This window comes from Pseudomonas sp. GZD-209 (assembly GCF_049310485.1).
Classification (GTDB): Bacteria; Pseudomonadota; Gammaproteobacteria; order Pseudomonadales; family Pseudomonadaceae; genus Aquipseudomonas; species Aquipseudomonas sichuanensis.
In genome coordinates this window covers 69,527-93,951 of the sequence record NZ_JBMOWQ010000026.1, presented here as the reverse complement: position 1 = coordinate 93,951, position 24,425 = coordinate 69,527, and the positions used below count along the sequence as shown (strand labels likewise).

Below are 24,425 nucleotides of genomic sequence, written 5' to 3'. Positions count from 1 at the left end.
CGAGTGATCATGTCCAAGCGAAGTACCTACACCCTGGGGGGCGCCGCACTGTGCGGCGCCCTGCTCCTCAGCGGTTGCGCCAACCAGATGCCCCAGCGCAGCGACCATGAAGAGCGCGTCGAGCGCAAGCTGCTCGAACACAGTCTGCAGATCGATGTCGGCGAGCCCAAGGTCATGGAGCTTCCGCAACGGCGCGTGCGCATTCACGAACAGCAGCGCTTCGAGGTCACCGAATTCGAGGTGACCCGCCGATACGACCGCTACACGCCCTACCAGCCTTGGCGGGAGGTCTACGAGATCCCGCTGGGTGCGGTTGCGGTGGTTGCCGGTATCGGCGCCAACGTGGCCAACGTGTTCGCCCTGGGCAACCTGCCCGAGAGCATGACCCACGACTGGCTCAGCTATGGCGTGGCCGGGCTCAACCCCTTCATGAACACGCCGTCCAACGGCCGGGCGCAACAGAACCTGGCCGGCATCAGCGAAGTCGAGAAGGGCAAGCGCGAAGAGTTCACCAGCGTGCCCTGGAACGAGCGCCTGGTCGAGGTCAAGGCCGGCAAGATGACCCACGAGCTGACCACCGACAAGAACGGTGTTCTACGCCTGAACCTGCTCGACAGCCCGTTCTCCGAGCAGAACCTCAAGCACGTAGGCACCCTGCACTTGCAGGTTGTCGACGAGGACAACGGCGTGCGTGGCGATGCCAGCCTGCTGGTAAGCGGCAGCCTGCGTGGCAAGCTGCTGGAAGCACACGAGCTGATCTTCGATGACCTCGAAGACGACGATGTCGGCCAGTGGGTACATCGGGTCAAGCGCCTCTCGGAGCTGGGCCTGGAAGAAGAAGCCAGCGAGCTGGAGCAGAGCCTGATCGAGCTGACTCGCAACGATCCGGAACTGCAGCAGGACTTCCTCAAGACGTTGACCAAGGAAACCGGCCGCCTGGTCGCCGACCCTGGCGCGCAGTGAATAGTTTGACGCAGTAACAGCAAGGGGCGCACATCGCGCCCCTTCTTTATGTGTCTTCGAACAGCTCCAGCTGCTCATGGGCGCCGCGCAGATCACGCAACCTCACCCCTACGCCCAGTAAGCGCACAGGCTTGCCCCCGCGCGCGAACGCCTGGCTGAGCAACTGCCGGTAACTCTCAAGGTCACGCCCTGCCCCTGCCTGCTCCAGGGTGGTTTGGCTGAAGTCATGGAACTTCACCTTGACGAAAGGCTTGTCGGGCCGGTAGCTGCTGTCCATCCGGGCAATACGCTCGTTCAGGCTGGCCAGCAGGTCGGGGAGTTTTTCCAGGCAACTGGCCAGGTCCGGCAGATCATGATCGTAGGTGTTTTCCACGCTGACCGACTGGCGACGGCTGTCATTTTGCACCGCACGCTCATCGATACCCCGCGCCAGCCCCCACAGTCGCTCACCGAAACTACCGAATTCACGGACCAATGCCAGGCGCGACCAATCACGCAAGGATAGGCAGGTATCAATGCCCAGCCGCGACAGCTTGTCCGCCGTGACTTTGCCCACCCCGTGCAGACGAGCGACCGGCAGCGCGGCGACGAACGCCTCCACCTGATCCGGGGTAATCACGAACAGGCCGTTGGGCTTGCGCCAGTCACTGGCAATCTTGGCCAGGAACTTGTTGGGCGCCACCCCGGCAGAAACCGTGATGTGCAACTGCTGCGCGACACGCCTGCGGATATCTTCGGCAATGCGCGTGGCACTGCCGGCAAACCACTGGCTGTCACTGACATCCAGATAAGCCTCGTCCAGCGACAAGGGCTCGATCAGCTCGGTGTAGTCACGGAAGATAGCGTGTATCTCGCGCGACGCTTCACGGTAGGCCTCGAAGCGAGGCTTGACGATCTGCAGATCCGGGCACAGCTTCATGGCATGCCCCGAGGACATCGCCGAGCGCACGCCATAGGCCCGCGCCTCATAATTGCAGGTGGCAATCACCCCACGCTGCCCTGGCTGCCCGCCCACCGCCATGGGGCGCCCCACCAGGCGCGGGTCGTCACGCATCTCGATGGCGGCGTAGAAGCAGTCACAGTCAACATGAATGATCTTGCGCAAGGACATGGACGACAGCCAGTACTGTAAATTCATACAGATATTACCCCAAGCCCCATGAACGGAGACAGGGTGTACACGACAATCGGCCTGGAACCCCCGTCAACACTGGGTCAGCCACCGATCTGGCACGCTAAGAGTCTGAACGGGAAAGGTTTTTTTGATTTAAAACTTGACATCGGGAAGGAATTCCGTAGAATTCGATCTCACAGGCGCGGGATGGAGCAGCCTGGTAGCTCGTCGGGCTCATAACCCGAAGGTCGTCGGTTCAAATCCGGCTCCCGCAACCAGATTAAAGAAAAGGCCACTGTTTCGACAGTGGCCTTTTTTATTGATCCCTGAAAAGCATTTCGGATAAGCCGTAAAGACTATTGAGCATTAAAGCTTGACAGCATTCGGATAATCCGTAGAATGCGCCCCTCTGACGCGGGATGGAGCAGCCTGGTAGCTCGTCGGGCTCATAACCCGAAGGTCGTCGGTTCAAATCCGGCTCCCGCAACCAGATTCTAGAAAGGCCACTGTTTTTACAGTGGCCTTTTTTATTGCCCACGCCCGGGCATTTAAAAAAACTCAAACAAATCAAGTATTTGTGCTTGACAGCCATTCACTAATCGGTAGAATGCGCACCACTGACGCGGGATGGAGCAGCCTGGTAGCTCGTCGGGCTCATAACCCGAAGGTCGTCGGTTCAAATCCGGCTCCCGCAACCATATCGTCAGAACAAGCCCCGCCTATCGAAAGATAGCGCGGGGCTTGTTGCATTCCGGCCCATCGCATTGAGCCACGCAGACCAGGCGCAGTGCGCCCCCCCGCCTCGCCCCGCGGCTAATCCACATAGCTGAATGAACTATCTTTAACTATCCTGAAACAGATTAACTACATGGGCCGGAGTAATATCTGGACACGTTTTTCCAAAGGGATTTTCACTTGGCCGTAGCTCGCTTGCACCTCGCGCTGATCGCACGGGGTAACCCATGACCGCCCCCACCCCCGAAACCCAGGCACCGCTGACTGCGGCCTTGCCTACGGCTGCGCAACGCCTGCCCTGGCTGGAACGCCTGAGCAAGTACCGCCAACCCTTGGGCCTCGCGCTGACCCTGGTGCTGTTCACCATGGGCCTGATTGCCTGCCGGCACCTGCTGAGCGAGCTGGACATCTACGCGCTGCATGACGCCATGCTCAGCGTGCCGTCCAACGCTTTGCTGGGGGCGCTGCTGGCTACTGCAGTCGGCTTCCTGATCCTGCTGGGCTACGAATGGTCGGCCAGCCGGTTCGCGGCGGTGCAGTTGCCGCCGCGAACCCTGGTGCTAGGTGGTTTCAGCGCCTTCGCAATCGGTAATGCCATCGGCCTGTCGATGCTCTCCGGTGGCTCGGTACGTTATCGCCTTTATGCCCGCCAGGGCCTGAGCGCTGCCGAAGTCGCACGCATGACCGTGTTCGCCAGCCTGTCGCTGGGCTGTGCGCTGCCACCGCTGGCGGCCCTGGCCACCCTCAGCGATCTGCCGGCCGCTGCCACTGCACTGCGCCTGCCCGCGCCGCTGCTGGGCGGGATTGCCGTGGCAGTACTGGGCCTGACCGTTGCGTTGGTCATGGGCCTGTACCGTCGCCGCCTGGCAGAGCAACCGCTCAAGGACAGCCTGCTGGTTCAGTTCGGCCGCCGCACCCTGCGCCTGCCAAGCGCTCGCCTGGCGGGCCTGCAACTGCTGATCACCGCGCTGGACGTAGCCGCCGCCGCCACCGTGCTGTACCTGCTGCTGCCGGAAGCGCCACCATTCGGTGCCTTTGTATTGGTCTACCTGCTGGCACTGGCTGCCGGTGTACTGAGCCACGTACCCGGCGGTGTCGGTGTATTCGAGGCAATCCTGCTGGCCGCCTTTGCCAACCAGCTGGGCGCCGCACCACTGGCCGCCGCACTGCTGCTGTACCGACTCATCTACGTTGTGCTGCCGCTGCTTATGGCGTGCGTACTGCTGCTGGCCAATGAAGCGCGCCGCCTGCTGTTCGCCCAACAAGCCATCCGCGCGGCTTCCGGGCTGGCTGCACCGGTACTGGCAATCCTGGTGTTCCTCTCCGGTGTGGTGCTGCTGTTCTCCGGCGCCACCCCCGAGATCGACAGCCGCCTGGAACACATGGGCTTCCTGATTCCGCACCGGCTGATCGATGCGTCGCACTTCGGCGCCAGCCTCATCGGCGTGCTGTGCCTGCTGCTGGCCCAGGGCCTGCGCCGCCGCCTGTCAGCCGCCTGGCTACTGACCACCGTGCTGCTGCTGGCAGGCGCAGTCCTGTCGCTGCTCAAGGGCTTCGATTGGGAAGAGGCCACGCTCATGTGCCTCACCGCTGCCCTGCTGGCACTGTTCCGCCGTTCGTTCTATCGCCCCAGCAGGCTGCTCGAGCTGCCGTTCTCGCCGGTGTACCTGGTGGCCAGCGCCTGCGTGGTCGGTGCGTCGATCTGGCTGCTGCTGTTCGCCTACCAGGACGTACCCTACACCCACAAACTGTGGTGGCAGTTCACCCTTGATGCCGATGCCCCACGCGGCCTGCGCGCAGCCATGGGCAGCGCCGTACTGCTGGTGATCGTCTCCCTGACCTGGCTGCTGCGCACCGCGCGCCCGGTGATCCACCTGCCCACCGAAGACGAACTGCAACGCGCCAACCGCATCCTGCTGGCCTCGGACCAGCCCGACGGTGGCCTGGCGCTGACCGGCGACAAGGCCCTGCTGTTCCATCCCAGCGACAACGCCTTCCTCATGTACGCCCGCCGTGGCCGCAGCCTGGTGGCGTTGTACGACCCGATCGGGCCGGCCCAGGAACGCGCCGAGATGATCTGGCAGTTCCGCGACCTGTGCGACCTGCACCACGCCCGCCCGGTGTTCTACCAGGTGCGCGCGGAGAACCTGCCGTTCTACATGGACATCGGCCTGACCGCGATCAAGCTGGGCGAAGAAGCCCGGGTCGACCTGCGCCGCTTCGACCTCGAAGCCAAGGGCAAGGAAATGAAGGACCTGCGCTACACCTGGAACCGCGGTGGGCGCGACGGCCTGAGCCTTGAGGTGCACGAGCCCGGCCAAGCGCCGCTGGCCGAGCTCAAGGAAATCTCCGACGCCTGGCTCGAAGGCAAGAACGTGCGCGAGAAAGGCTTCTCGCTCGGCCGCTTCAGCCCTGAATACCTGCAGCACTTTCGCATTGCGCTGATTCGTTTTCAGGGCCGCCCGGTGGCCTTTGCCAACCTGCTGGAGACCCACAGCAACGAGCTGGCCAGCCTGGACCTGATGCGCGCCCACCCGGACGCGCCGAAGCTGACCATGGAATTCATGATGGTTGGCCTGATCCTTCACTACAAGAGCCATGACTATGGCCGTTTCAGCCTGGGGATGGTCCCCCTTTCCGGCTTGCAGCCGCGGCGCGGTGCACCCTTGACCCAGCGCCTGGGTTCGATGGTGTTCCAGCGTGGCGAGCAGCTGTACAACTTCCAGGGCCTGCGGCGCTTCAAGGACAAGTTCCAGCCGGACTGGGAACCCCGTTACATGGCCGTGCCGGCCGGGCTCGACCCGCTGGTGGCACTGGCTGATACCGCCGCCCTGATCGCTGGTGGCCTGACTGGATTGGTGAAACGTTGATGATCCGACGCTATTGGCTGTACGTACTGATTCCCCTGCTACTGGCCGCCCTGGCCGGCGCTGCAGCATTCTGGCTGTGGACCCGCCCTGCCCCAGAAGCGCGCCTGGACCACCTGACCCTGGGCGACGGCAGCAGCCTGACCCGAGCCACCCCTGGCGTACATGCCAAGGCCCGGGTAGCCATTGGCGTGCCGCAGGAGCAAGCCCTGAGCGACAAGCAACTGCTGGACCTGAGCCAGGCCGGCGAAGCTCAACTGGTGCAGGTGATCCTGCCACCGGCCGACTGCGGCAAACAGCAGGCGGCCATGAATGAGGCACTGGCGCAGTTGTCCGACAAACCCACCGTGGTCGCCGGCATCGGCCCCGGCGCCGCCCAGGCCTGGCGCTGGCTGGCCACACAGAGCGATGACAAGGCCCGCGCCATCTCGGTGGACTTCACCCTTGAACAACCAGGCTGCCAGGTTGAATTGCCCAAATCCGCCGCCCACGGCCACTGGAACGTGGCCTGGAACGACAACCCGGACGATGCCAGTGCCGCCTTCGTGCGCGACCAGGCCAACGCCGAGACCAGCATTGCCGACTACGACATCCACCTGCCCCAGGTACTCAAGGCCCAGCTCACCCAAGCCCTGGTCGGCCAGGACGGCAACGCCCTGGCGATCCCGGTAGTCGAAGTCCCGGCCGGGCAGACCACGGACACCGTCACCCTGTTCCTCTCGGGCGACGGTGGCTGGCGCGACCTGGACCGCGACGTCGCCGGCGAGATGGCCAAGCTCGGCTTCCCGGTGGTGGGTATCGACACCCTGCGCTACTACTGGCAGCACAAGACGCCGGAGCAAAGCGCCGCCGACCTGTCCGAGCTGATGCAGCACTACCGCCAGAAATGGGGCACCAAACGTTTCGTGCTGACCGGCTACTCGTTCGGCGCCGACGTACTGCCCGCCATCTACAACCGCCTGCCCGAAGAAGACCAGAAGCGCGTCGATGCGGTGATCCTGCTGGCCTTCGCCCGCAGCGGCAGCTTCGAGATCGAGGTCGAGGGCTGGTTGGGCAAGGAAGGCCAGGAAGCCCCTACCGGGCTGGAGATGGCCAAGCTGCCCGCCGCCAAGGTGGTCTGCGTGTATGGTGTCGAGGAAACCGACGAAAGCGGCTGCACCGACAAGACAGCCGTGGGTGAACGCATGAAGCTGCCCGGCGGCCACCACTTCGACGAGAACTACCCGGCACTGGCCAAGCGCCTGATCAACGAGATCGAGACCCGCCAGGGGAAGTCCAGCGTCGCTGAAAAATGATGTGAAAAGGGGCCGCTATGCGGCCCCTAACTGTTTCTAGATCTCGACCTGGGTTCCCAGCTCGATCACCCGGTTCAACGGCAGGTTGAAGAAGCGCAGGTTACCGTTGGCGTTCTTGAGCAGGAATGCGAACAGGTTGCTGCGCCAGCGCGACATCCCCTCCAGTCGCGATGCAATCACCGTCTCGCGGCTGAGGAAATACGTGGTGCGCATCGGGCTGAAATCCAACTGGTCCAGATGGCACAGTTTCAACGCCGCCGGCACGTCAGGCTCATCCATGAAACCAAAGTGCAGCAGCACCCGGAAGAACCCGTCGCCATAGGCCTCCACTTCGAAACGTTCGCTCTCCGGCACCCGCGGCTGGTCCTCGCTGACGACCGTCAACAGCACCACCTGGCTGTGCAGCACCTGGTTGTGCAGCATGTTGTGCAACAGCGCGTGGGGCACGGCGTCCGATCGCGCGGTGAGGAACACCGCTGTGCCCTCGACCCGGTGCGGTGGTTGCACACGGATGCTGGCGATGAACAGCGGCAGCGGCAACGCGCCTTCGTCGATGCGCTCGACCAGGATCTGCTTGCCACGCTTCCAGGTGCTCATCAGCACGAACAGCACGATCCCCGCCAATACCGGGAAAGCACCGCCCTGGACGATCTTCGGCACGTTGGCGGCAAAGAACAGCCCGTCGACGAACAGGAAGCCCACCAGAATCGGCACCGCCAGCACCGGTGGCCACTTCCACAGCAGCAGCATCACCGCCGACACCAGGATGGTGGTCATCAACATGGTGCCGGTCACCGCCACTCCATAGGCCGCAGCCAGGGCGCCGGACGACTCGAAGCCGATCACCAGCAGCACCACGCCGACCATCAGTGTCCAGTTCACCGCACCGATGTAGATCTGACCCTGCTCGTCGCTGGAGGTGTGCTGGATCTGCATGCGTGGGATATAGCCGAGCTGGATGGCCTGGCGGGTCAGGGAAAAGGCACCCGAGATGACCGCCTGCGAGGCGATCACCGTGGCCATGGTAGCCAGGCCCACCAACGGCAGCAGTGCCCAGCTCGGTGCCAGCAGGTAGAAGGGGTTACGGGCGGCTTCGGGGTTCTGCAGCAGCATCGCCCCCTGGCCAAAATAGTTGAGCACCAGCGCCGGCAGCACCAGGATGAACCAGGCACGGGCGATCGGCTTGCGGCCGAAGTGGCCCATGTCGGCATACAGCGCCTCGGCACCGGTCAGCGCCAGCACCACGGCGCCGAGGATCGCCACGCCCATGCCCGGATGAACGATGAAGAAATTCAACGCCCAGCCCGGGTTGAAGGCCTTGAGCACTTCCGGGCTCTGCGAGATGCCATGCACGCCGAGTGCCCCCAGCACCAGGAACCAGGTGACCATGATCGGGCCGAACAGCTTGCCGATCGTCTCGGTGCCGTGCTTCTGCACCAGGAACAGCGCCACCAGCACCACCAGCGAGATGGGCACCACCCAGTGGTCGATGCCGTCGAACGCCAGGCCCATGCCCTCCACCGCCGACAGCACCGACACCGCCGGGGTGATCATGCTGTCGCCATAGAACAGCGAGGCGCCGATCAGGCCGCAGATGACCATCAACGCGCGCAGCTTCGGATGGCTGGCCGTGGCCCGCCGCGCCAGCGCCGTCAGCGCCATGGTGCCGCCCTCGCCCTGGTTGTCGGCGCGCAGGATGAACATCACGTACTTGAACGACACCACCCACAGCAGCGACCAGAGAATCAACGACAGGATGCCCAGCACCCCATCGTGGTTGACCGGTACGCCATAACCGCCGGTGAAGACCTCTTTGAGGGTGTACAGCGGGCTGGTGCCGATATCGCCATAGACCACCCCAACAGCTGCCACGAGCAGGCCCAGCGACCGCGTCGCGTCCTGCTTACCCTCGTGCCCGCCCTCGGCGTGACTGCTTGCCTGAACCATCGACCACTCCCGCAGAAGGCCTGTTAGACCGATTGAATTCACATCAGCGTCGGGGCATCCCGTAGGCCCCCGCGCAACGGCGCGAAGCATAGCGCAGCGTTCGTCGTATTTCTGCTGGTCAAGCGACCTTGCGCTCGCTAGAATTGCGCACTTTTTGATCAGAGGCGCGTAAAACGCCCGCCAGGATCGCCCCCGTTACCGGCCGGGCGACCTGTATTCAATACCGAGGTTAGCCATGTCCACCACTCCCGCCACCCCTAAGGTCGGCTTCGTTTCCCTGGGTTGCCCTAACGAAAGTCAAAATATACATTCGAAACACCCTTGACCTGCATTCAGAACAACCCCCCTAATTCTGCTGGTTCCCAGTTCATTATCACCAACTCGCCACTCAATTCTGCCTTCCCCTCTCGCTGGTTACCGTTGCTGTAGCGAATGCTCAGCGTCTCGAAATGGAATCCGTCAAACACTGCCCGAATATCAGGGTGGTCGTTGATACTGACCATCACCTTCCCCTTACAGCGCCTCATGAAGTCAGCCATCCGCTCGTACTCTTCGAACGGAAAGTCATTCCCATAGCCCGCAGTCTGCCAATACGGTGGGTCCATGTAGTGGAACGTGTGCGCTCGATCGTAGCGCTCGGCGCAGTCGAGCCAGGCTAGGTTTTCGACGTAAGTACCGGCGAGTCGTTGCCAGGCCGCCGAGAGGTTCTCCTCGATGCGCAGCAGGTTGATGGCCGGCCCGGTGGTGGCGGTACCGAACGTCTGCCCGGCGACCTTGCCGCCGAAGGCGTGCTGCTGCAGGTAGAAGAACCGGGCTGCGCGTTGGATGTCCGTGAGCGTCTCGGGGCGGGTCATCTTCTGCCATTCGAAGATCTGTCGGGAGCTGAGCGCCCACTTGAACTGGCGGACGAACTCCTCGAGGTGGTTCTGCACAACACGATAAAGGGTGACTAGGTCACCGTTGAGGTCGTTGAGCACCTCCACCGGTGCCGCTTGAGGACGCATGAAGTACAGCGCGCCGCCGCCAGCGAAGACTTCGACATAGCATTCATGTGGGGGAAAGAGGGGGATCAAGCGGTCGGCCAGACGGCGTTTACCGCCCATCCAGGGGATGATTGGTGCAGACATAAGGTTTACTCAATACTGGATAGATAACCAGTAGAATCATACTAAAACCATCACGACGAACCATGACCACGTCTCCTAGAATTGAGGTTAGGGAGTGAAAAGCTGCACATCGAGCTGGTTCCCCTGTAGCCCCCAGCCCACGCGGGTTATGTAGATTGGGTGAGCCCAGGACTTCCCTTAGCTTTCGGGCTGTTTTATGACCCGGACGATTTTCGAAAACCTTCCGAAAGCGTTCTTTTTTCCGGTACACCCCACGGATTCCGTGGCCTACAGCCGCCCCTCCTAGTTGCTACGTCCCCACTGCACTATGCAACCGCGCCTGCACAACCTGTCATTTTCTTTCACAATGTGAAATGGCCGCTCCCTTGCGAGACCCCGCAGACGGCGCGGCCTGCAGCTTGTATTGCACCCCACCGGCGGTTTTCACTTATTCACGACGAAAAGCGCGTCGGCGGGAGGGGGATAAGTGATTTTCTCGACCGATTTTTTTTGCCGCCGAGATTTTTCCACGCACCGAGACCCGCACCTGGTCGCCCTCCCCCTGTACCGCTGGCCCGTTTTCAACTACTGTATACGCATACAGTACTTGTCACGGGTGCCTCATGCTCGCACAACAAACCAAACGGATAACCCTCCCAGAGTGGTACCACCTGCTCCAGGACATCGATGCGCTGATCCAAGAGCCAACGAAACACCACCGGGATCTGCTGCACCAGGCGTACGCGCTGCGCGATGCCCATGCGGTCGACGCCGGGACACTGGCCGAGATGCTGGAGCTGGCAGACGAAGCATTGGTGTATGCACATGAGTCGGCATCTGCCGAACATTGGTGAAGGTGCAGAGGCTATGCACATGCTCATTACGCCGATGCGGCAACGCGGCATTGACCTTACGCCTCAAGAGCGCCGGCAGGGGCGTGCAGTGAAAGGCGACGTGCGGGTAACTTGTGTGCAGGATGCACGGATGGGCAGAGCGACCAACCTTGCCGAAGGGGCAGCTGGCCCAGGTATGCAGGATCACCCTCTGCCGCCACTGCATGATGCAAGGCTGTCGGGCATGGCCACGCTGGGCTTCGTGCTGAGTGGGTTCGAGGTAATCGACGGATGCGCCTATGCGCAGTCCTGGTGGTGTCGTATGGAATAAAAAACAGGGGCCGAAGCCCCTGTTCCTTTTAGCTACCCCACTTATCAGTGATGTGATAAGCACCAACAAGTAATAAGTAGATCGCCTTCAAACATCGAACGACCCATTCAGGTAGATAACGCTCAACAAACCTCTTCATAGCGTTTGCCTTTATCAGCTTAGAGGTTCCATCCATGGATGATCTCCCGCTGAACCAACCGTTACCATGATCAAAAAAGATGTATTGAGCCCAAATATTCCTGCTCAAAAAACATCAATCTTGATGGTATCTAAGGCGTTAGACCACCGTTAGATCCGGTTGACGACCCCGCCAGGTGCAGATAGCCTCAAATTTCTCACGTTTGAAGATGCACCTTGGCTCAGCGGTTGTGGCGAGAATACCACGACTTTTTCGGTTGTGAAGGTCAGTCACAGAGCCATCAAAGGCCCGCCATGCGCGGGCCTTTCCTTTTTCGGGCGGCCGGCCAGCCAGTGGCCACTATCAAAACCTCGGCAATCACCGATGATTCAACGGATCGCCGGGGTGCGCGTATGTGGCCAAAGATACGCCGACGAATACACGCCTTGTAACAATTTGAATACGGCCGGCCGCTACAAAGCTTGGCCGGCCGGACAAGTTGCCGCTGAGGGACACCGTTAATAACTACCTCAGTTTACCTTTAAGGGTAAAATCAATAAGCCCTCGGCTTGCTCAAAAAACATCAAGTTGATAACTGCATTTGGGGAAAATGCTATCAAAACGATATGTTTAGTGTCACCGGGCGTATTACCGGAATACAAAATGTTAACAAAATCTCAACCCTAACCACGATCGACTGGCCTCGCGCTCAAAGCGTAATTAGCTTCATTTGGGTGGAGAGCACCAACGCCGATGCACCAGCTTGCGCGAACGCAGCCGCATTGCTCGGTACCGGCGTTGGCCCATGGGTGTGGCCCGCCAACTGGGCGTTCATCTCCTGCACCAGGTCGAGCAGATCGCACAGCACCTGGAGCACGTTGACCCCCTCCGATCCCAGCCACGTCTTCGGCGCCTGCAGGCGCTGGCTCTTGCCCACCACGCTCGCACGTAGGCCGTCGATCCGCTCTTGGAAGTCACCGCTGATCGTCGCGTTGAGCGTCTGCCCGACCACCAGGTTCAGGTCGCGGCTCGTCCCCAGGTGAAGGTCGTCGATCGCTGCCAGGCTCGCGGTACCCCCCGACAGCAGCTTAAGCGCGCCCAGGGCCTCGATCTTCTTCACTCCGCCCACCGACTCGGTGGAATGGTCATCCACGCTGCAGGTGTGGCTCTGGTACTGCTCGGTGTTCTCCAGGGCCTCCACCTCGCGCTCGATCGCCTTGTCCTGAATCTTGCCGTCAGTCTGGCGCAGCCAATTGCCGTCCGCGTCGACGCGCTGCTGGCAGGCCTCGCTGTGCTGCCAGACCTGGTCGCCTTTCGGTACCCGGGGCAGGCTCAGCCCGTGGGCCAGGATCTGCTGGATGAAGGGTTTGTGCGGAAGGCCATAGGCGAAGCCCACTACCACGGTGGTGCCCTCCTCGGGAAAGCCGAACATGCCCGCCTCCTGCCCACCCATCGGCGCCGGCAACGACAGCCCGGTCAGGACCGGCAGGTTTGGGTCGGGCTCACCGTCCGGCAGCAGGATCTGCACGTCGACGGCGAAGCGCGGGCGGAAGTCATCGCACAGGCTCGACGTGGCCGGCGCATCCGGTACCGCAACCACGCGGCCAAAACGCGGCAGGTGGTAGCCGCCGGTGAGTTCGGGAAACTGGCGCTCTACGCTGCGTTTGATTGCGTTGTCCATCGGATGCCCATCTGGTTGCCGGCCAGCGTCACGTTCGTGATCCGCTCGCCCTGGTTGATCGTTGCGCCTGGTCGCAGCCCGGGAAGGGCCGAGATCGTCGCGCTTTGGTTGCCCTGGTAGCCTTCGAACAGCTCGATCGGCAGCTGCAGCGGCGACCGTGTGCCAAAGAAGCTGTCCGCCCAGCTGCCCACGAATACCTCGCCGTCGCCCTGCTGCTGCCAGATGAAGTCGGGCACGCTGAACACCTTGGCCAGGTTGTCCATGGCCTGGTAGCCGCCGCCGAGGCTGTAGAAGTACGGCGCCCTCACCTGGGCGTAGGCCTGCGCCGGCACGCGGAAGCGCAGCCCGGTCTTCTGGCTGATCTCCTCGAGCACAGCCTGCAGGCTGACGTGCCGTAGGTTGAGCGGCAGCGGCGCCTCGAGCACGGTGGTCAGCTCGCGGCAGAACAGGATCTGCTGCTTGCCATTTACGGCGGTGCTGCGCTCGACGTAGCCGATAAAGTGGCGCTGCAGCTGGCGTTCGTTGTAGCCGATGTCCAGCGTTACCAGGCCCTTCACCGGGGCGCCGGCCTGGACCGTGAACGAAGCCCGTCCAGGGTGTTTCAGCTGCAGGCGAACCTCGTCCTGGATCAGCGGTAGCGCCGTGCCGGCGACGGTCAGGATCTTGTGGAGCTTCATGCTCATGGGGTGCCACCGATGTAGTCGTCTACGCGCTTGAGCACGGATTCGAAGCCGGTCAGGCCCTGATCGGAGCCGCTGCCATCACTCCCACCGCCGCCGGCGCCACTACCCACGGCCTGCCCCGGGGCGGATTGCGCGGTTGTGCCGTTGGCCTTGCGCCGGCTTTCCACCCGCTCGGGGTTGGACAGCTTCTCGGACAGGGTGAACTGGACCACCCACTGGGCAAGGGTGTCGTCCTCGCGGGCGCTCACCCCTTCGGCGAACTGCACCTGGCGGATCCCGAAGGCCTCGGCGGTGTCGTTCACGACGCGGTAGGTCTTCAGCTCACCGCCGCCGGCAGTGGCCTCGGCCAGCCGCATCAGGTCGCGCAGGTTGGCTTTGTCCTTGTACGGGATCATGAGCGAAACGGTCAGGGTCTTGGGCTTGAAGCCCTTGTGTGCCTTCTCGGTTCCGCTGGTCTGCCCCGACATATCCTCTGCCTCGATGCGCAGGTTCGCGGTGACCTTCATCCGCTTACCCTGGACCTTTTGCCCATCAAGCAGCAGCGTCATAGGCCCATCAACTCGCGCACGAAACTCAGCCCCTCGAGCGGGCCTACCAGGAGCACGCCGGCGGACAGCACCCACTCATGCCCCGGGGCATCGCCCTGGAGCAGATCCCGGCGCAGGTCCTGGGCCACGCCTGGACCGATCAGGCGCGCCCGCATGCTGGCATCGGCCTGGCCGTTGGCGAGCTGGGCCTGCAGGTCGGTCAGCTGCTGGTCGCGGGCCAGCTGCTGCTGCGCCTTGCGGGCAGCCAGACCAGCCAGCTCGCCCATCGGCGAACTGTCGGCGTAGCTCTCCAGCATGGCGATCTGCCCGGCCATGGAGCGCTTCGCGGCCTTCACCACTGTGCAGCGCTCCAATGGCAAGGTGCCCCAACGTGGCAGTGCGCCGGCGCTGGGGATTACCCACTTCTCCTGCTCGAGCACGGACAGGTGGCTGGCACGGCGCTCGGTGCGCACCAGGTCAGGGATCGGCAGCAGGGCGTTGAAGCGGGCCAGCGTCGCGGCGAACTGGTCGTAGCGGGTGCCCAGGAACATCACGGCCAGGGCGTACTGTTCGCCTGCAGGCCGTGCACTGTCGCTGCTATCGGTCAGCTTGCTGGCCAGCTGCTGCAGCAGGTTTGGGGCTGACAGGTACTTTTGATGCCCGCGGCCCTGGCCAATGCCACTTTGGAACGGGGTGACAGTCAGGCAAGCCGGCGCCTGGCCTAACTGGCTGGCCAGGGCCGCCCGGCCAGCCGCCACCGCTTCCTGGGCGGCGGCGCCCACCGGCCCCGGGTTGGTGGCCACGTCGCCCAGGCCGGCCAGCCGTTCGCCTGCGCTGGCCAGCTCGCCACCGGCCAGATCCTTGGCTTCTGATAGAGCCCCCATCCACTGGGTGGACTGCTCGGGCCAGCGCATGGTGATCGGCGACCAGGACATCACACACCTCTCCAGGCGATCGACTCCAGTGCATCCGCATCGCCGGCGAGCAGCGCCTGGTCGAGCTGGTGTTTCAACTCGTCGGCGCGCTGCAGCAGCTGCAGCTTGAACAGGGTGAAGTCGGCGCTGACCTGGCTCAGCTGCTCGAGCGTGTGCAGGCGGTAGGCCTTCACGCCCTGGTCATCCCGGCAGGGGTAGTCCATCTCCAAGCCGCGCAGCACCGCACCGGTCAGGTTCAACTGGTCCTCGAGCTGGCTCCCATAGGTGTAGGGGCTACCCAGCGCGGACGACAGGAAGCCAGCGGTGATCGCCGCTTCGCAGGCCTGATTGATGGCAGCAGCTTTCAGCGTGTGCAGCGCCTGCAGGTCAACGGCCCACTGCCCGTCCTGCCAGCGATGCAATTCAGACGGACGCGGCTGCAGGGTCACACCCTCCGGCAGTGGCCCCAGTTCGCGCCAGTCGATCGGGGCGCCGGTCTGGGTGTCGTAGACCTGCCCCCGATGATCCTCGACCAACTGCGCCTCGCCGTTGGCGATCGACCAGGTGCTGCCCGGGGTGGGGTCGGGCAGCGCCTGCTCGAGGCGCAGGAAGCCAAACGGAATGAGCAGCCCGCCCCCAGGCACTGGTGGCAGCTCGACCGGACCGATCAAGGCCCCCGATGGATCTTGTTGATAGATTTTCATGGTCACGTCCTCAGATCAGTTTCATTCGGCCAGGCCAGGCGATGTTGTGTGGGCGAGCGACACCCGTAGAGCCCTGGTTACCTGGGGTGCCCGGCAGGTTGTAGCCGACAGAGGGCGTGTTACCGACGACGCGCATGTTGCCGTAGTCCTCGACGTCGTAAGGATCCAGGCCGGCGACGGTCTGGGTTCTGGACACGTTAGGGGCCGCGCCCGGTACATAGGGGTTCCACACGCCATCGCCGTTATCGTCGATCGCCATCAGCGAACCTTTTTGCGACGAACCAGGTGCACGACCGGACAGCGTCAGCTCGCCCTGCCCGGCGGCCTTGGCGGGGGTGCTCAGGGTCAGGGTTTTGGCGACCAGGTCGAAGCCGGCCAGCGTGGTGCCTGCCTGCAGGTTCGTGCCGGTAACCGGCATGCCGACGTAGGGCCGCACCGCGCGGAAGTCGACCAGTGTCACCGTGGTCGAGTTCAGCGCGGTGGTGCCCTGGATCGCGGGACGCTCGAGGCGCCCAACGTCGTCAACGATTCGGATGAACTCACCGGTGCCGGTCGGGCCTCGGAACGTCGAAAGGCCGTCGCCCGATGTCCACCCGCCTTCCAGGCCCACACGCAGCGCCTCGGTGGTCAGCATTCCCGACGACTGCGCGTGATCCCACAGCCAGGGCCATTCGCCGCGGTTGTAGGTCACGCCGCCCAACGGGCCGTTGCCGCCCGGCTGGAACGCGGTAGTGGTTTCAAACGACGAACGCCCCAGTGGCGTGGTGTCGAGGCGACCGATCGGCCACCAGTTGCCGGCGCCGTCGCTGCGCAGGTGCCACCAGTCGCCGGCGCCCATCAGGATGAAGAAGGGATAGCCGGTTGCGCTGAGGTGGGTGTGGAAGCGGATCCGGTTCGTGCCGGCGGCCTTCACCGTCAGGCGGTTCTCGGTGTTGTCGACACGGCGCACGACCAGGTCGATTACGCCCAGGGCGGCATCAGCCAGCGGCAATGTGAAGGTCCGAGCACCTGCACTGCCATCGAGCAGTACCAGGCCGCGCTGGCTTGCGGTCAACGCTGCGTCGGCGCTCAGCACCTGCGACACCGCCTGGCGGCTGGCTTTGGTGACATGGCCGTTCGCATTGACTTCGACCAGGTCATACACGCCCGGGGCAATACCAGTGCTCAAGGGAGCGACCGCTTCGTGAACGGCCTTGGTGGTGGCCAGGATCTCACTGCTGTTGCTGGCGGGGTCATCGCTCTTTGCGTTCGGCAGGTTGCCCAGATCCACGTCTTCTTTGGTCGTCGCCCGGGCACGCAGCTGTTCGTAATCGCCAGTGCGGGCCGCGAAGTGCTGTACCAACGGCCCGTCGATCGCTTCCACGGGGCGACGGTCGAGCAGCGAGGCCGCACTGACCAGGTCAGCGATCGGCACCAGGTAGTGCCGAACGCCGGCGCTGTCGGTGCGGTCGGCCAGGCCGGTACCGAAAACCACGCTCCAGCTGGCCACCACGTCGCTAAGCTCGCGCTGCAGGGCGACATCGAGCCAGGCCGTGGTCGGCAACGCCGGCGGCACGATGGCCAGGGCGGTGCCGCGCTGGACGCGAATGCCCTCGATGTACGCGGTACCGGGTTTGACCTGGTAGGCACTGCCCACCTTTTCCACCTGCAGGGCGCTGCCGAAGAAACAGGCACGCCCGAAGATGTCGCGGTTGCTCTGCCGTGCGCGCTCATCGATGCCGGCCAGGCGCACGGTGAAATCGTGCTGCCAGGTGCTCGCATCGATCGTGACGCCGGTCAGCGCCTGGGCGCCGTCGTACACCACCAGGAAGTTGCGGGTGATGTTGTTGCCGATCTGCAGCGGCGGCACGTTGCGGCGCTTCTGCTGAGTCGGCACGTAGGCCACGGCAAACAGCACGCCCTCGGCCGTCTCCAGGCCGATCCAGTTGAAGTCCCAGTCACCTACGTCCGACCCCACCTGCAGGCTGTAGACCACCTGGTTCGGGTTCACGAAACCGGCGTTGTCGTTGGGGATCTCGGCGGTGTAGACGATGCGATCAGCCGCGGGCTTGCCGGCGGCGCGATCGACAGGGCCGGACGGGTCCAGCCCGGGCACGTTGGCGAAGATGAAGCGCTGCACGTCCAGGACTTGCTGGGCGGCCTGTTTCTGGGCGATCAGGCTTTCGCCTGCAAGGGTAATGCTCGCTCCCACGGGGAACTCCTACAGGCTGGCGACCAGCGTCTGCTGGTCGTCGTTGAAGTGCACCAGGCCGGTGGCCACGGTCACAGGGGTAAGGGTCACGAAGTCGTAGCGCCGGCAGGTGCGGCCGTACTGCTGAATCAACACGCGCAGCAGTTCGGGGTTCTTGGCCAGCTGGGTGTTGGTGAGCTGCAGTAGCACCACGTCCCAATCGCGATCGGGCTGACGCTCCTCGATCTCGACGTAGCCCACGCCGAGGCGCACCAGGATGCGCTTCATGCCGGCAACGCTGCCGGCGTCCTTGGCATTGATGAAGGCGTACTTCACGCGCAAGCGATACAGATCCTCGGGCTCGCCCTTGAAGCGTGTGATATCCCGCTGCCAGGCCAACAGGTCCAGGATCGTCAGGTGGCACGTTTCGGCATCGAGCTGCAGGAGGGGCCAGCGCAGCCACTCCTCGACCTGCTCCCACCACCCCTGCGCGGCATCCTTGAGCTTGGTCAGCTCGGTACCGGCCAGCCAGAACTTGAGCTCGAGCTTAATCATGCGGCACCACCTGAAGGCTCTGGATGCGGGGAATGCTCAGCTCCGACAGGATGTCGGCGTTCTCGAAGTGCAGCGACTCAATGCCGGGGAACTGCTTGTGCAGCTCTTCACCCAGGCGGCTGAACGAGAACCGCGACTGCGGATAGGTCAAGGTGGCGGTGTAGTCGGTGTTGTCGCGGAACGCGGCACGGATGAACTGGGCCACGTCCGCCTCGAGCTTGTCCCGCTGCTCGGCGGTGAGTGTCGATCGAGGCCACAGCTGCACGACCAGGTCGTGGTCGGTCTCAGGCATGACCATGACCAGCAGGTCGTCGCCGTGGCCATGGTTGCCCTGGTCGCGGATATAGGCGTTGATCTCTTCCAGGAAGGCCTCCGCCGGCACGCCGGCGTCGAATAGCACGAAGGCGTTGGCGCTGCCCGGCCCGCGCGGGGCGCCGTGTTCGAAGTACACGCCATCGGGACGCACGCCCGGGAAGGCCGAGATCATGGCGCGATACACGGCGTCGGTGTGGTACTGGTTAACGGCGCTGAACTGGTTGCGGGTGCGCAGGCGCAGTTCCTCGTCGGGCTCTGGATCGGCGCCCGGGGCGGTCAGCCAGCTTTCACCGTTCGCAACCTGGGCAATGCCCTGGACCGGAACCGGCAAGATGGCGTAGTAACCGGGGGCCAGGTTGAACCCTGCCCCGGCCTCGACGGCCTCCACCGGGATATCCAGCTGCATCAGCCCGTCGCTGAATTGGCCTTCTGCCGTGGTCACCAGCTGGTACACGCGCCCGTTGATCGCCGGCGACTGGACCACCGTGCCCACCGGTACCACCAGTGCACCACCAGGTGCCGTCCGGGTGAACTGGATAGCGCCGATCGCCTTGGTCGAGCCCTTGCGGGTGACGTCAACGGCCCAGGCCAGCATATCCAGCCAGCTGCCGGTGGCCGTCTTGACGAAGAAGTTGGGCAGCACTGTGGTGACCAGGAACTGCAGGAGCCACTGAACCGGTTTGGTCACCAGGGCCGTGACCACTCGCCAGAACGGCGAGTAGGCGCTGGTGTTGCTGAGTTTACTGCCCTGGGCGGCCACTTCCGCCTCCCAGGCCTGGCGCAGGCCGGCCTCGGTGGTCGGAATGCCGGCGTCGGTCAGCGCCTGCTGGAAATCCACGTCGCTCACAGGCTCACCTCCACCTGGCCGAACGCCAGGGTGGTGGCGGTGACCAGGTACACGCCCGATGCCTGCTCGATGATCTGCGCGGTGCCCGGTACCAGGCGCTCGTCGTTCTCCACCAGCAGCTCCAGCTGCTGGATACAGTCACGCTGACGAAGGCGGTCACGCTCGGCCACCAGGGTCACGAGCAGACCGCTGTCGCGGATCATGTGGGCGATGTCCTGGGCGATCGAGGCCCGGTCCTGGATCGGCTCGGGCTGGCGGGCCAGGTCAAGCACCAGGTCGTTGTCCTTGATGAGCAGGTCGATGTATTGGCCGTCCATCAGCCCAATTCCATTTCGAGCATGCCCTGCAGACGCTGGGCGTCCATGGGCTGGCTGCTGTAGATGTTCACGTTCTCCACCTTTCTGCTGCTGTCGTGCTGGGTGTTGTTGTTCTGGATGCTGCTCAGGAAACCGCCCTTGGGCACGGCGTTGGGCCGCGCCGGCGCAAGGCTCGGTACCGAGGCGCTGAGGGCCTGCTGGGCGTTCTGCGATACGTTGGCGGTCTCGGCAGCCATCACCGCCTGGTCGGCGCCGGGGATCGTCGGCATGTCACCCAGGCGTGCCTCGATGTTCACGCCGGGGATCTTGTTGATCAGCTCGATCAGGCTGTTGATCGCCTCCTGGAACACCCCGACGATGCTGTCCCACGCGGCCTTGGCCATCGCGGACCAGCCGCCCATGGAGTTGAACCAGTCGGAAAGCGCCTGCAACTGCGCACTGACCCACTTGAACGCGACGGTATTCATCAGCGCCGCCGTCCATTCGTCCCAATACACGACGGCCAGCACCACCAGGGCGATCAGCGCGGCGATACCAATCACGATCAAGGCGATCGGGTTTGCGCTGAGTGCCGCGTTCACCAGCCAGATCACGCCCTGCCAGGCCAACATCGCGCCCCGCACAAGGCCCATCCAGGTGTACATGGCGACCATGCCGACGACGAACAGGCTCACCATCACGGTGTGGTAGACAAACATCGCGATGCTTCGCCAGCCGGTCCAGGTGAGCACCTTCCAGATGGTGACCAGGGACAACCAGGTCGATCGCCCCAGGCCTACTGCGAATGTGAGTAGCCCCATGCCAGCGGCCATGCCCAGGATCACCAGCGTGACGACACCGATAACCCGGGTGATGTTCGGGAACAGCTGGGTCCAGCGGGTCAACGTGCCGGCAATGCCGACCAGACGGTCCATCAGTGGGGTGAGCACAGGAATCAGCGATTGGCCGAAGGCGATACGCAGGGCCTGCACGGCGGCGCCGAACTGCTGCCACGGGTCCACCATGGCCTTGGCCATGCGCTCGGCCTGCTCGAGGCCGTGCACCTTGCCCAGCTGCTCGATGCCGTTGCGCAGTCGTCCGGTGTCTGCAGCCAGGGCACCGATCACCTGGGCGCCCTCGCCGCCGAAGGCCTCCACCAGCTTGCTGTTAGCCGCGGCGTTCTTGAGATCGCCATACTTGCCCTCGAGCTTGCCCAGGATCTCGAGCATCGGCATGGCCTTGCCGTTGGCGTCGGTGAACTTCATCCCCAGCTTGTCGCCGGCGTTGGCGATGTTCTCGAAGAACGCCTTGTAGCGCCCGCCCGCGTCGCCGCCCTCCATGGTCGACGACAGGGTGCCGATCACCGCCATCTGCTCGGCCAGGTCGACGCCCGAGGCCGTCGCGATTGCGCCGGCTTCCTTGAATGCGTCCTTCATGGCCTCGCCCGAGGTGCGGAACAGCTGGGTGGCCAGGGCGGTCTGGCCGCCCAGCTTCTCGACCCACTGACTCGCGCCCATGGCGTCGGCCTGCTGCTTCTGCAGGTTGTAGAGCGTGCCGACGTACTCGCTCATGACCGCCTTGTCGGCTTTGGTGGCCTTGGCCAGCACGCTGCTGGTGTTGGTGAACGTGGCCAGCTGGGTGCCGGCCAGGCCCTTCACCGCGCCCTCGATCTGGTACGCCGAGGCGACGAACTCCTGGGCGTTCTCACCGTAGGCCACGGAAAACTCCAGGGCCTTCGCGTTCAGCGACTCCAGGGCGTTCTCGGCCACACCCAACGATCGGACGTCGCCCAGGGCGCGGTTCATCTCCAGCGCCGGCTCGAGCGAGGCGTTGATGGCGACGAAGCTGCCGGTAACGCCCGCCAGGCCGATGCCCATCTGCTTGAAATTCTCCTGGCTCTGCTCGGCCAGGTCGGAAAAGGTCGTCTTCACCTTGCCGATCGGCGCGGTGACCTTGTCGGTCAGGGCCAGGATGAAGTCCAGGCGGGAGGAGCGATCAGCCATGGGGGGTTATCCGTTGAGGGCGTGGGCGATGCCGTTGGCCACGGCGATCTCCATGCGTCTCCAGTGTTCGTCATCCAGCCACTTGGCCAGGCCCATGTTCTCGATCGAGGGCTCTGCACCAGGTAGCCAGCGGTTTGTGAGGGCCAGCAGCTGGCCCAGCCCGTTTTCCGTCAGGCGGTCAGCGTGCTCGAGGACTTTTTTACGATGATGTCGACCTGCGGGCCGTACTCTTCCATCAGTGCGCCGGCCAGTTGCATGACCATCACCGGGTTACCCAGCAGTGGTTTCAGGGTGGCGCGCTGCTCCTGGTCTACGGTGGTGACCAGCAGGTTGTTGGCCGGTGCGACCTTGTTGTTCTGGTTCAGGCTGTTGAAGTACTTGGTCACGTCAGCCGGGGTCAGGGTGAAAGTGAATTCCTGTTCGCCCAGCTCCAGGGTGATTTCGCGGCGGTCAGTCATGGTGTTGCTCCAGTGGTTGGGTGGGTGGTGCAAAAGGTGCGGACGTGGTCCTGCAGGCCGAGGATCATTTGCCGGCTGAGGGCGAGCTGATCCCGGAGGGTGAAATAATCCGGTCGAGCGTCTGCTGCGAGTTCGGCGGGGCCTGCATCAGCCACGCCGGCGCCGGCGGAATCGGGGCGCACTGCGGCGGCGGGGCAACTGGCTTTGACGAGCAGCCGCTGATCGCGCAGATCAACAGCACGCTGCAGGTCCTGGTTGTTCTTGAGCGCATTGCTCAGCTCCTGGGTGTGTTTGCTGTCCTGGGCGGCGGCTTGGGTCAGCCGCTCACCGGTGATTCGCGCGGCTTCGCGCAGGCCCGCGGCCTCGTACTGGGCCGAATCACGCTCCGATCGGGCACTGTCGCGCTGCAGCAGCACCCGATCGAACAGCAAACAGGTGGCACCGACCAGCAACAGCGCAGCCAGTACCTGCAGAGTCACGATGCGCATAGGTGTGCCTCCTCGACTCGGCGAGCGTGCAGGCCCGGGACGAACCGTTTGTTGCCCTTGGCGTCGGTGACGTAGGCCCAGACCGGGCGGCCATCGACGCCCCAGGCCAGCGCCCGACAGCCTTCCTTGATGCGCCCCGCGTTGATGAGGCCCACGGCACGGCTCGCGCAGGTCGACGGCACGCCGACGTTGTGGCCGTGGCTGCTGAGGGCATCGAACGTGTTCTGCCGGATGTTCGGATTGGTCAGGCAGTCGGCCAGGGCCAGCTGGCCCTTCTCCACCACCAGCTTTTCCACCTCGGCGCAGCGCTCGGGGGACCAGTAGTCACCCACGATCACCGGGTAAGGGCTGGTGTGGCGGGTGACGCCCATGCACACAGTGGGCAGGCCCCGGGCCAGCTTGTCGGCGTAGACCACGTTCTGGCCCTCGCCTTCCCACTTGCCCAGGAACGCCATCAGCGTGCTGCTACCCAGTACCAGACCGGCGGTACCGGCCAGGATCTTGCGGCGCAGGCTCATGGGAACACCATGCGCAGCAGCGCCGGCGCAACCAGCTGGGCCACAACGCCTAGAACAGTCAGCATGGCGATCATGCGGGTGACCTTGGTACCGAGATCGGCCACCGTGGCGGTCAGCTGCCGCTGGCCATCATTGAGCGCGGTCAACTGGGTGGCCATGTGCTCGAATTCGCCCTCGAGGCGGGTCACGCGCCCGGGCACGGACTCGTTGTGGCTGGCCAGGGCGTCCATGCGCTGCTCGAGCAGGGCCAGACGGATCTCGACCTTCGGCCTTGACTGGGTGCGTGTGGTCATCGTGGGGCACGCTCGAAAAGGGATTGGCAGGGCACGCAGCGAGTGATCCCGCCGAAAGCGCGGCGCGCCTCGGGGATTTCGTCGTCGCAGTCTTCACAGTGGGTCAGGCTCGGCACGTTCGAGCGTGCCCGGGCACGAGCAAGCGCGGCGGTCAGGGCCTGGTCACGCTGGCGTTGCTCCAGGGCTTGGGCGCGATCGAACGGACAGACCATCAGCTCAGGCCCTCAATCTCGGACGCGCCCAGGTACGGCACGCCGTTGATGTGGATGAAGTCCGGGCTGGTGACGTCGAACGGCACCTTGTGCTTGGCCTTCTCGCCGCCCTTGGGGTCGACGCTGAGCAGGCTGGAGACTTTCAAGCGGCAGCCGAAGGCCTCGACCTTCAGCTCCTGGTCACCTGCAGAGCCGAAAAACACGGTGTCGAAGACGCTCAACTGGCGGAAGCTACCGGCAGTGCGGGCGGCTTCGATCAGCAGGTTGAAGTTCATGCTGTCGAACTCGAACTCACCGCTGGCGGTCACATCGCCGTCGACATAGCCGTCAGGCACGCCCCGGGTTTGCGCCACGGCGCTGTTATCGGTGATATCCAGGGTGCAGGACTCGACGTGCACCTGCAGGTCGCCCAGGGCGATGTCGAAGTTCTTGCCGCCAATGCGGGACATAGG

General features: G+C 63.9%; 25 protein-coding genes and 3 tRNA genes. 8 read left to right on the top strand and 20 right to left on the bottom strand.

Translation table 11 applies throughout. The features are described 5' to 3' along the window. Positions 1-9 precede the first annotated feature (9 nt). The gene (locus ACO6VM_RS04670; protein WP_401056660.1) at positions 10-963 is read left to right on the top strand and encodes a hypothetical protein; all 954 of its coding nucleotides are present in this window, start codon (positions 10-12) and stop codon (positions 961-963) included. A 46-nt stretch (positions 964-1,009) separates the two neighbouring features. Here the strand turns inward: ACO6VM_RS04670 and dinB are convergent, their stop codons facing one another. Continuing rightward, on the bottom strand, positions 1,010-2,068 hold the full coding sequence (gene dinB / locus ACO6VM_RS04665) for a DNA polymerase IV (protein WP_347148786.1): 1,059 nt from the start codon (positions 2,066-2,068) through the stop codon (positions 1,010-1,012). Positions 2,069-2,278: 210 nt separating this feature from the next. Between dinB and ACO6VM_RS04660 the strand changes: the two genes are divergently transcribed. The 5 genes from ACO6VM_RS04660 to ACO6VM_RS04640 all read left to right on the top strand — a co-directional run bounded on the left by ACO6VM_RS04660 (position 2,279) and on the right by ACO6VM_RS04640 (position 6,974). After that, a tRNA-Met gene (locus ACO6VM_RS04660) sits at positions 2,279-2,355 on the top strand. Positions 2,356-2,490: 135 nt separating this feature from the next. After that, positions 2,491-2,567: transfer RNA gene (locus ACO6VM_RS04655), tRNA-Met, on the top strand. Between the two features lie 131 nt (positions 2,568-2,698). Beyond that, positions 2,699-2,775, top strand: a tRNA-Met gene (locus tag ACO6VM_RS04650). 264 nt (positions 2,776-3,039) lie between these two features. Continuing rightward, the gene (gene mprF, locus ACO6VM_RS04645; RefSeq protein WP_401056662.1) at positions 3,040-5,682 is read left to right on the top strand and encodes a bifunctional lysylphosphatidylglycerol flippase/synthetase MprF; all 2,643 of its coding nucleotides are present in this window, start codon (positions 3,040-3,042) and stop codon (positions 5,680-5,682) included. Beyond that, complete coding sequence (locus ACO6VM_RS04640; RefSeq protein ID WP_401056664.1) at positions 5,682-6,974, top strand: virulence factor family protein; 1,293 nt, start codon at positions 5,682-5,684, stop codon at positions 6,972-6,974. The genes mprF and ACO6VM_RS04640 overlap by 1 nt, the downstream gene beginning before the upstream one ends. Positions 6,975-7,010: 36 nt before the next feature. Here ACO6VM_RS04640 and ACO6VM_RS04635 read toward each other — a convergent pair whose 3' ends face one another. Together ACO6VM_RS04635 and ACO6VM_RS04630 are read right to left on the bottom strand one after the other, a co-directional pair. After that, the gene (locus ACO6VM_RS04635) at positions 7,011-8,921 is read right to left on the bottom strand and encodes a potassium transporter Kup (protein ID WP_422402827.1); all 1,911 of its coding nucleotides are present in this window, start codon (positions 8,919-8,921) and stop codon (positions 7,011-7,013) included. Between the two features lie 332 nt (positions 8,922-9,253). Continuing rightward, the gene (locus ACO6VM_RS04630) at positions 9,254-10,048 is read right to left on the bottom strand and encodes a DNA adenine methylase (RefSeq protein ID WP_422402826.1); all 795 of its coding nucleotides are present in this window, start codon (positions 10,046-10,048) and stop codon (positions 9,254-9,256) included. Between the two features lie 602 nt (positions 10,049-10,650). Between ACO6VM_RS04630 and ACO6VM_RS04625 the strand changes: the two genes are divergently transcribed. Together ACO6VM_RS04625 and ACO6VM_RS04620 are read left to right on the top strand one after the other, a co-directional pair. Continuing rightward, positions 10,651-10,881: a hypothetical protein gene (locus tag ACO6VM_RS04625; RefSeq protein ID WP_422402825.1), complete on the top strand. Its 231-nt coding sequence runs from the start codon at positions 10,651-10,653 to the stop codon at positions 10,879-10,881. 13 nt (positions 10,882-10,894) lie between these two features. Then, complete coding sequence (locus ACO6VM_RS04620) at positions 10,895-11,191, top strand: hypothetical protein (RefSeq protein WP_422402824.1); 297 nt, start codon at positions 10,895-10,897, stop codon at positions 11,189-11,191. An 827-nt stretch (positions 11,192-12,018) separates the two neighbouring features. Here the strand turns inward: ACO6VM_RS04620 and ACO6VM_RS04615 are convergent. From ACO6VM_RS04615 to ACO6VM_RS04535, 17 genes are read right to left on the bottom strand one after another with little or no spacing between them, the layout of a single operon-like run. Continuing rightward, on the bottom strand, positions 12,019-12,990 hold the full coding sequence (locus tag ACO6VM_RS04615) for a hypothetical protein (RefSeq protein WP_422402823.1): 972 nt from the start codon (positions 12,988-12,990) through the stop codon (positions 12,019-12,021). Then, on the bottom strand, positions 12,963-13,673 hold the full coding sequence (locus ACO6VM_RS04610; RefSeq protein WP_422402822.1) for a hypothetical protein: 711 nt from the start codon (positions 13,671-13,673) through the stop codon (positions 12,963-12,965). The genes ACO6VM_RS04615 and ACO6VM_RS04610 overlap by 28 nt, the downstream gene beginning before the upstream one ends. Continuing rightward, positions 13,670-14,221 (bottom strand): DNA-binding protein, encoded by a 552-nt coding sequence (locus ACO6VM_RS04605; protein WP_422402821.1) that lies wholly within the window; start codon positions 14,219-14,221, stop codon positions 13,670-13,672. The genes ACO6VM_RS04610 and ACO6VM_RS04605 overlap by 4 nt, the downstream gene beginning before the upstream one ends. After that, positions 14,218-15,135 (bottom strand): hypothetical protein, encoded by a 918-nt coding sequence (locus ACO6VM_RS04600; RefSeq protein ID WP_422402820.1) that lies wholly within the window; start codon positions 15,133-15,135, stop codon positions 14,218-14,220. Before ACO6VM_RS04600 ends, ACO6VM_RS04605 begins: the two co-directional genes overlap by 4 nt. Beyond that, the gene (locus tag ACO6VM_RS04595; RefSeq protein WP_422402819.1) at positions 15,135-15,818 is read right to left on the bottom strand and encodes a hypothetical protein; all 684 of its coding nucleotides are present in this window, start codon (positions 15,816-15,818) and stop codon (positions 15,135-15,137) included. Before ACO6VM_RS04595 ends, ACO6VM_RS04600 begins: the two co-directional genes overlap by 1 nt. Before the next feature lie 10 nt (positions 15,819-15,828). Continuing rightward, positions 15,829-18,009, bottom strand: coding sequence for a phage tail protein (locus ACO6VM_RS04590; RefSeq protein WP_422402818.1), 2,181 nt, complete (start codon positions 18,007-18,009; stop codon positions 15,829-15,831). 9 nt (positions 18,010-18,018) lie between these two features. Beyond that, on the bottom strand, positions 18,019-18,543 hold the full coding sequence (locus tag ACO6VM_RS04585) for a phage tail protein (RefSeq protein WP_422402817.1): 525 nt from the start codon (positions 18,541-18,543) through the stop codon (positions 18,019-18,021). After that, on the bottom strand, positions 18,536-19,705 hold the full coding sequence (locus ACO6VM_RS04580; protein ID WP_422402816.1) for a baseplate J/gp47 family protein: 1,170 nt from the start codon (positions 19,703-19,705) through the stop codon (positions 18,536-18,538). Before ACO6VM_RS04580 ends, ACO6VM_RS04585 begins: the two co-directional genes overlap by 8 nt. After that, positions 19,702-20,022, bottom strand: coding sequence for a DUF2590 family protein (locus tag ACO6VM_RS04575; RefSeq protein WP_422402815.1), 321 nt, complete (start codon positions 20,020-20,022; stop codon positions 19,702-19,704). The genes ACO6VM_RS04580 and ACO6VM_RS04575 overlap by 4 nt, the downstream gene beginning before the upstream one ends. Next, a complete protein-coding gene (locus ACO6VM_RS04570; RefSeq protein WP_422402814.1) occupies positions 20,022-22,004 on the bottom strand; it encodes a phage tail tape measure protein in 1,983 nt (660 codons plus the stop codon). Before ACO6VM_RS04570 ends, ACO6VM_RS04575 begins: the two co-directional genes overlap by 1 nt. Positions 22,005-22,010: 6 nt before the next feature. Next, positions 22,011-22,154 carry a DUF6890 family protein gene (locus ACO6VM_RS04565; RefSeq protein ID WP_413697903.1) on the bottom strand — a complete coding sequence of 48 codons (144 nt, stop codon included), beginning with the start codon at positions 22,152-22,154 and terminating at the stop codon, positions 22,011-22,013. A 20-nt stretch (positions 22,155-22,174) separates the two neighbouring features. Continuing rightward, positions 22,175-22,462 (bottom strand): putative phage tail assembly chaperone, encoded by a 288-nt coding sequence (locus ACO6VM_RS04560; RefSeq protein WP_422402813.1) that lies wholly within the window; start codon positions 22,460-22,462, stop codon positions 22,175-22,177. Further along, positions 22,459-22,950, bottom strand: coding sequence for a lysis system i-spanin subunit Rz (locus ACO6VM_RS04555; RefSeq protein ID WP_422402812.1), 492 nt, complete (start codon positions 22,948-22,950; stop codon positions 22,459-22,461). The genes ACO6VM_RS04560 and ACO6VM_RS04555 overlap by 4 nt, the downstream gene beginning before the upstream one ends. Beyond that, positions 22,938-23,468, bottom strand: coding sequence for a lysozyme (locus tag ACO6VM_RS04550; RefSeq protein ID WP_422402811.1), 531 nt, complete (start codon positions 23,466-23,468; stop codon positions 22,938-22,940). The genes ACO6VM_RS04555 and ACO6VM_RS04550 overlap by 13 nt, the downstream gene beginning before the upstream one ends. Beyond that, a complete protein-coding gene (locus ACO6VM_RS04545) occupies positions 23,465-23,761 on the bottom strand; it encodes a hypothetical protein (RefSeq protein ID WP_422402810.1) in 297 nt (98 codons plus the stop codon). The genes ACO6VM_RS04550 and ACO6VM_RS04545 overlap by 4 nt, the downstream gene beginning before the upstream one ends. Further along, the gene (locus ACO6VM_RS04540; RefSeq protein WP_422402809.1) at positions 23,758-23,973 is read right to left on the bottom strand and encodes a TraR/DksA C4-type zinc finger protein; all 216 of its coding nucleotides are present in this window, start codon (positions 23,971-23,973) and stop codon (positions 23,758-23,760) included. The genes ACO6VM_RS04545 and ACO6VM_RS04540 overlap by 4 nt, the downstream gene beginning before the upstream one ends. Next, complete coding sequence (locus ACO6VM_RS04535; protein ID WP_422402808.1) at positions 23,973-24,422, bottom strand: phage protein; 450 nt, start codon at positions 24,420-24,422, stop codon at positions 23,973-23,975. Before ACO6VM_RS04535 ends, ACO6VM_RS04540 begins: the two co-directional genes overlap by 1 nt. Positions 24,423-24,425 lie beyond the last annotated feature (3 nt).

Coding starts and splice junctions, on each gene's coding strand:
- ACO6VM_RS04670 (WP_401056660.1), top strand. CDS start 10: ATGTCCAAGCGAAGTACCTACACCCTGGGGGGCGCCGCACTGTGCGGC.
- mprF (WP_401056662.1), top strand. CDS start 3,040: ATGACCGCCCCCACCCCCGAAACCCAGGCACCGCTGACTGCGGCCTTG.
- ACO6VM_RS04640 (WP_401056664.1), top strand. CDS start 5,682: ATGATCCGACGCTATTGGCTGTACGTACTGATTCCCCTGCTACTGGCC.
- ACO6VM_RS04635 (WP_422402827.1), bottom strand. CDS start 8,921: ATGGTTCAGGCAAGCAGTCACGCCGAGGGCGGGCACGAGGGTAAGCAG.
- ACO6VM_RS04630 (WP_422402826.1), bottom strand. CDS start 10,048: ATGTCTGCACCAATCATCCCCTGGATGGGCGGTAAACGCCGTCTGGCC.
- ACO6VM_RS04625 (WP_422402825.1), top strand. CDS start 10,651: ATGCTCGCACAACAAACCAAACGGATAACCCTCCCAGAGTGGTACCAC.
- ACO6VM_RS04620 (WP_422402824.1), top strand. CDS start 10,895: ATGCACATGCTCATTACGCCGATGCGGCAACGCGGCATTGACCTTACG.
- ACO6VM_RS04615 (WP_422402823.1), bottom strand. CDS start 12,990: ATGGACAACGCAATCAAACGCAGCGTAGAGCGCCAGTTTCCCGAACTC.
- ACO6VM_RS04610 (WP_422402822.1), bottom strand. CDS start 13,673: ATGAGCATGAAGCTCCACAAGATCCTGACCGTCGCCGGCACGGCGCTA.
- ACO6VM_RS04605 (WP_422402821.1), bottom strand. CDS start 14,221: ATGACGCTGCTGCTTGATGGGCAAAAGGTCCAGGGTAAGCGGATGAAG.
- ACO6VM_RS04600 (WP_422402820.1), bottom strand. CDS start 15,135: ATGTCCTGGTCGCCGATCACCATGCGCTGGCCCGAGCAGTCCACCCAG.
- ACO6VM_RS04595 (WP_422402819.1), bottom strand. CDS start 15,818: ATGAAAATCTATCAACAAGATCCATCGGGGGCCTTGATCGGTCCGGTC.
- ACO6VM_RS04585 (WP_422402817.1), bottom strand. CDS start 18,543: ATGATTAAGCTCGAGCTCAAGTTCTGGCTGGCCGGTACCGAGCTGACC.
- ACO6VM_RS04575 (WP_422402815.1), bottom strand. CDS start 20,022: ATGGACGGCCAATACATCGACCTGCTCATCAAGGACAACGACCTGGTG.
- ACO6VM_RS04570 (WP_422402814.1), bottom strand. CDS start 22,004: ATGGCTGATCGCTCCTCCCGCCTGGACTTCATCCTGGCCCTGACCGAC.
- ACO6VM_RS04560 (WP_422402813.1), bottom strand. CDS start 22,462: ATGACTGACCGCCGCGAAATCACCCTGGAGCTGGGCGAACAGGAATTC.
- ACO6VM_RS04555 (WP_422402812.1), bottom strand. CDS start 22,950: ATGCGCATCGTGACTCTGCAGGTACTGGCTGCGCTGTTGCTGGTCGGT.
- ACO6VM_RS04550 (WP_422402811.1), bottom strand. CDS start 23,468: ATGAGCCTGCGCCGCAAGATCCTGGCCGGTACCGCCGGTCTGGTACTG.
- ACO6VM_RS04545 (WP_422402810.1), bottom strand. CDS start 23,761: ATGACCACACGCACCCAGTCAAGGCCGAAGGTCGAGATCCGTCTGGCC.
- ACO6VM_RS04540 (WP_422402809.1), bottom strand. CDS start 23,973: ATGGTCTGTCCGTTCGATCGCGCCCAAGCCCTGGAGCAACGCCAGCGT.
- ACO6VM_RS04535 (WP_422402808.1), bottom strand. CDS start 24,422: ATGTCCCGCATTGGCGGCAAGAACTTCGACATCGCCCTGGGCGACCTG.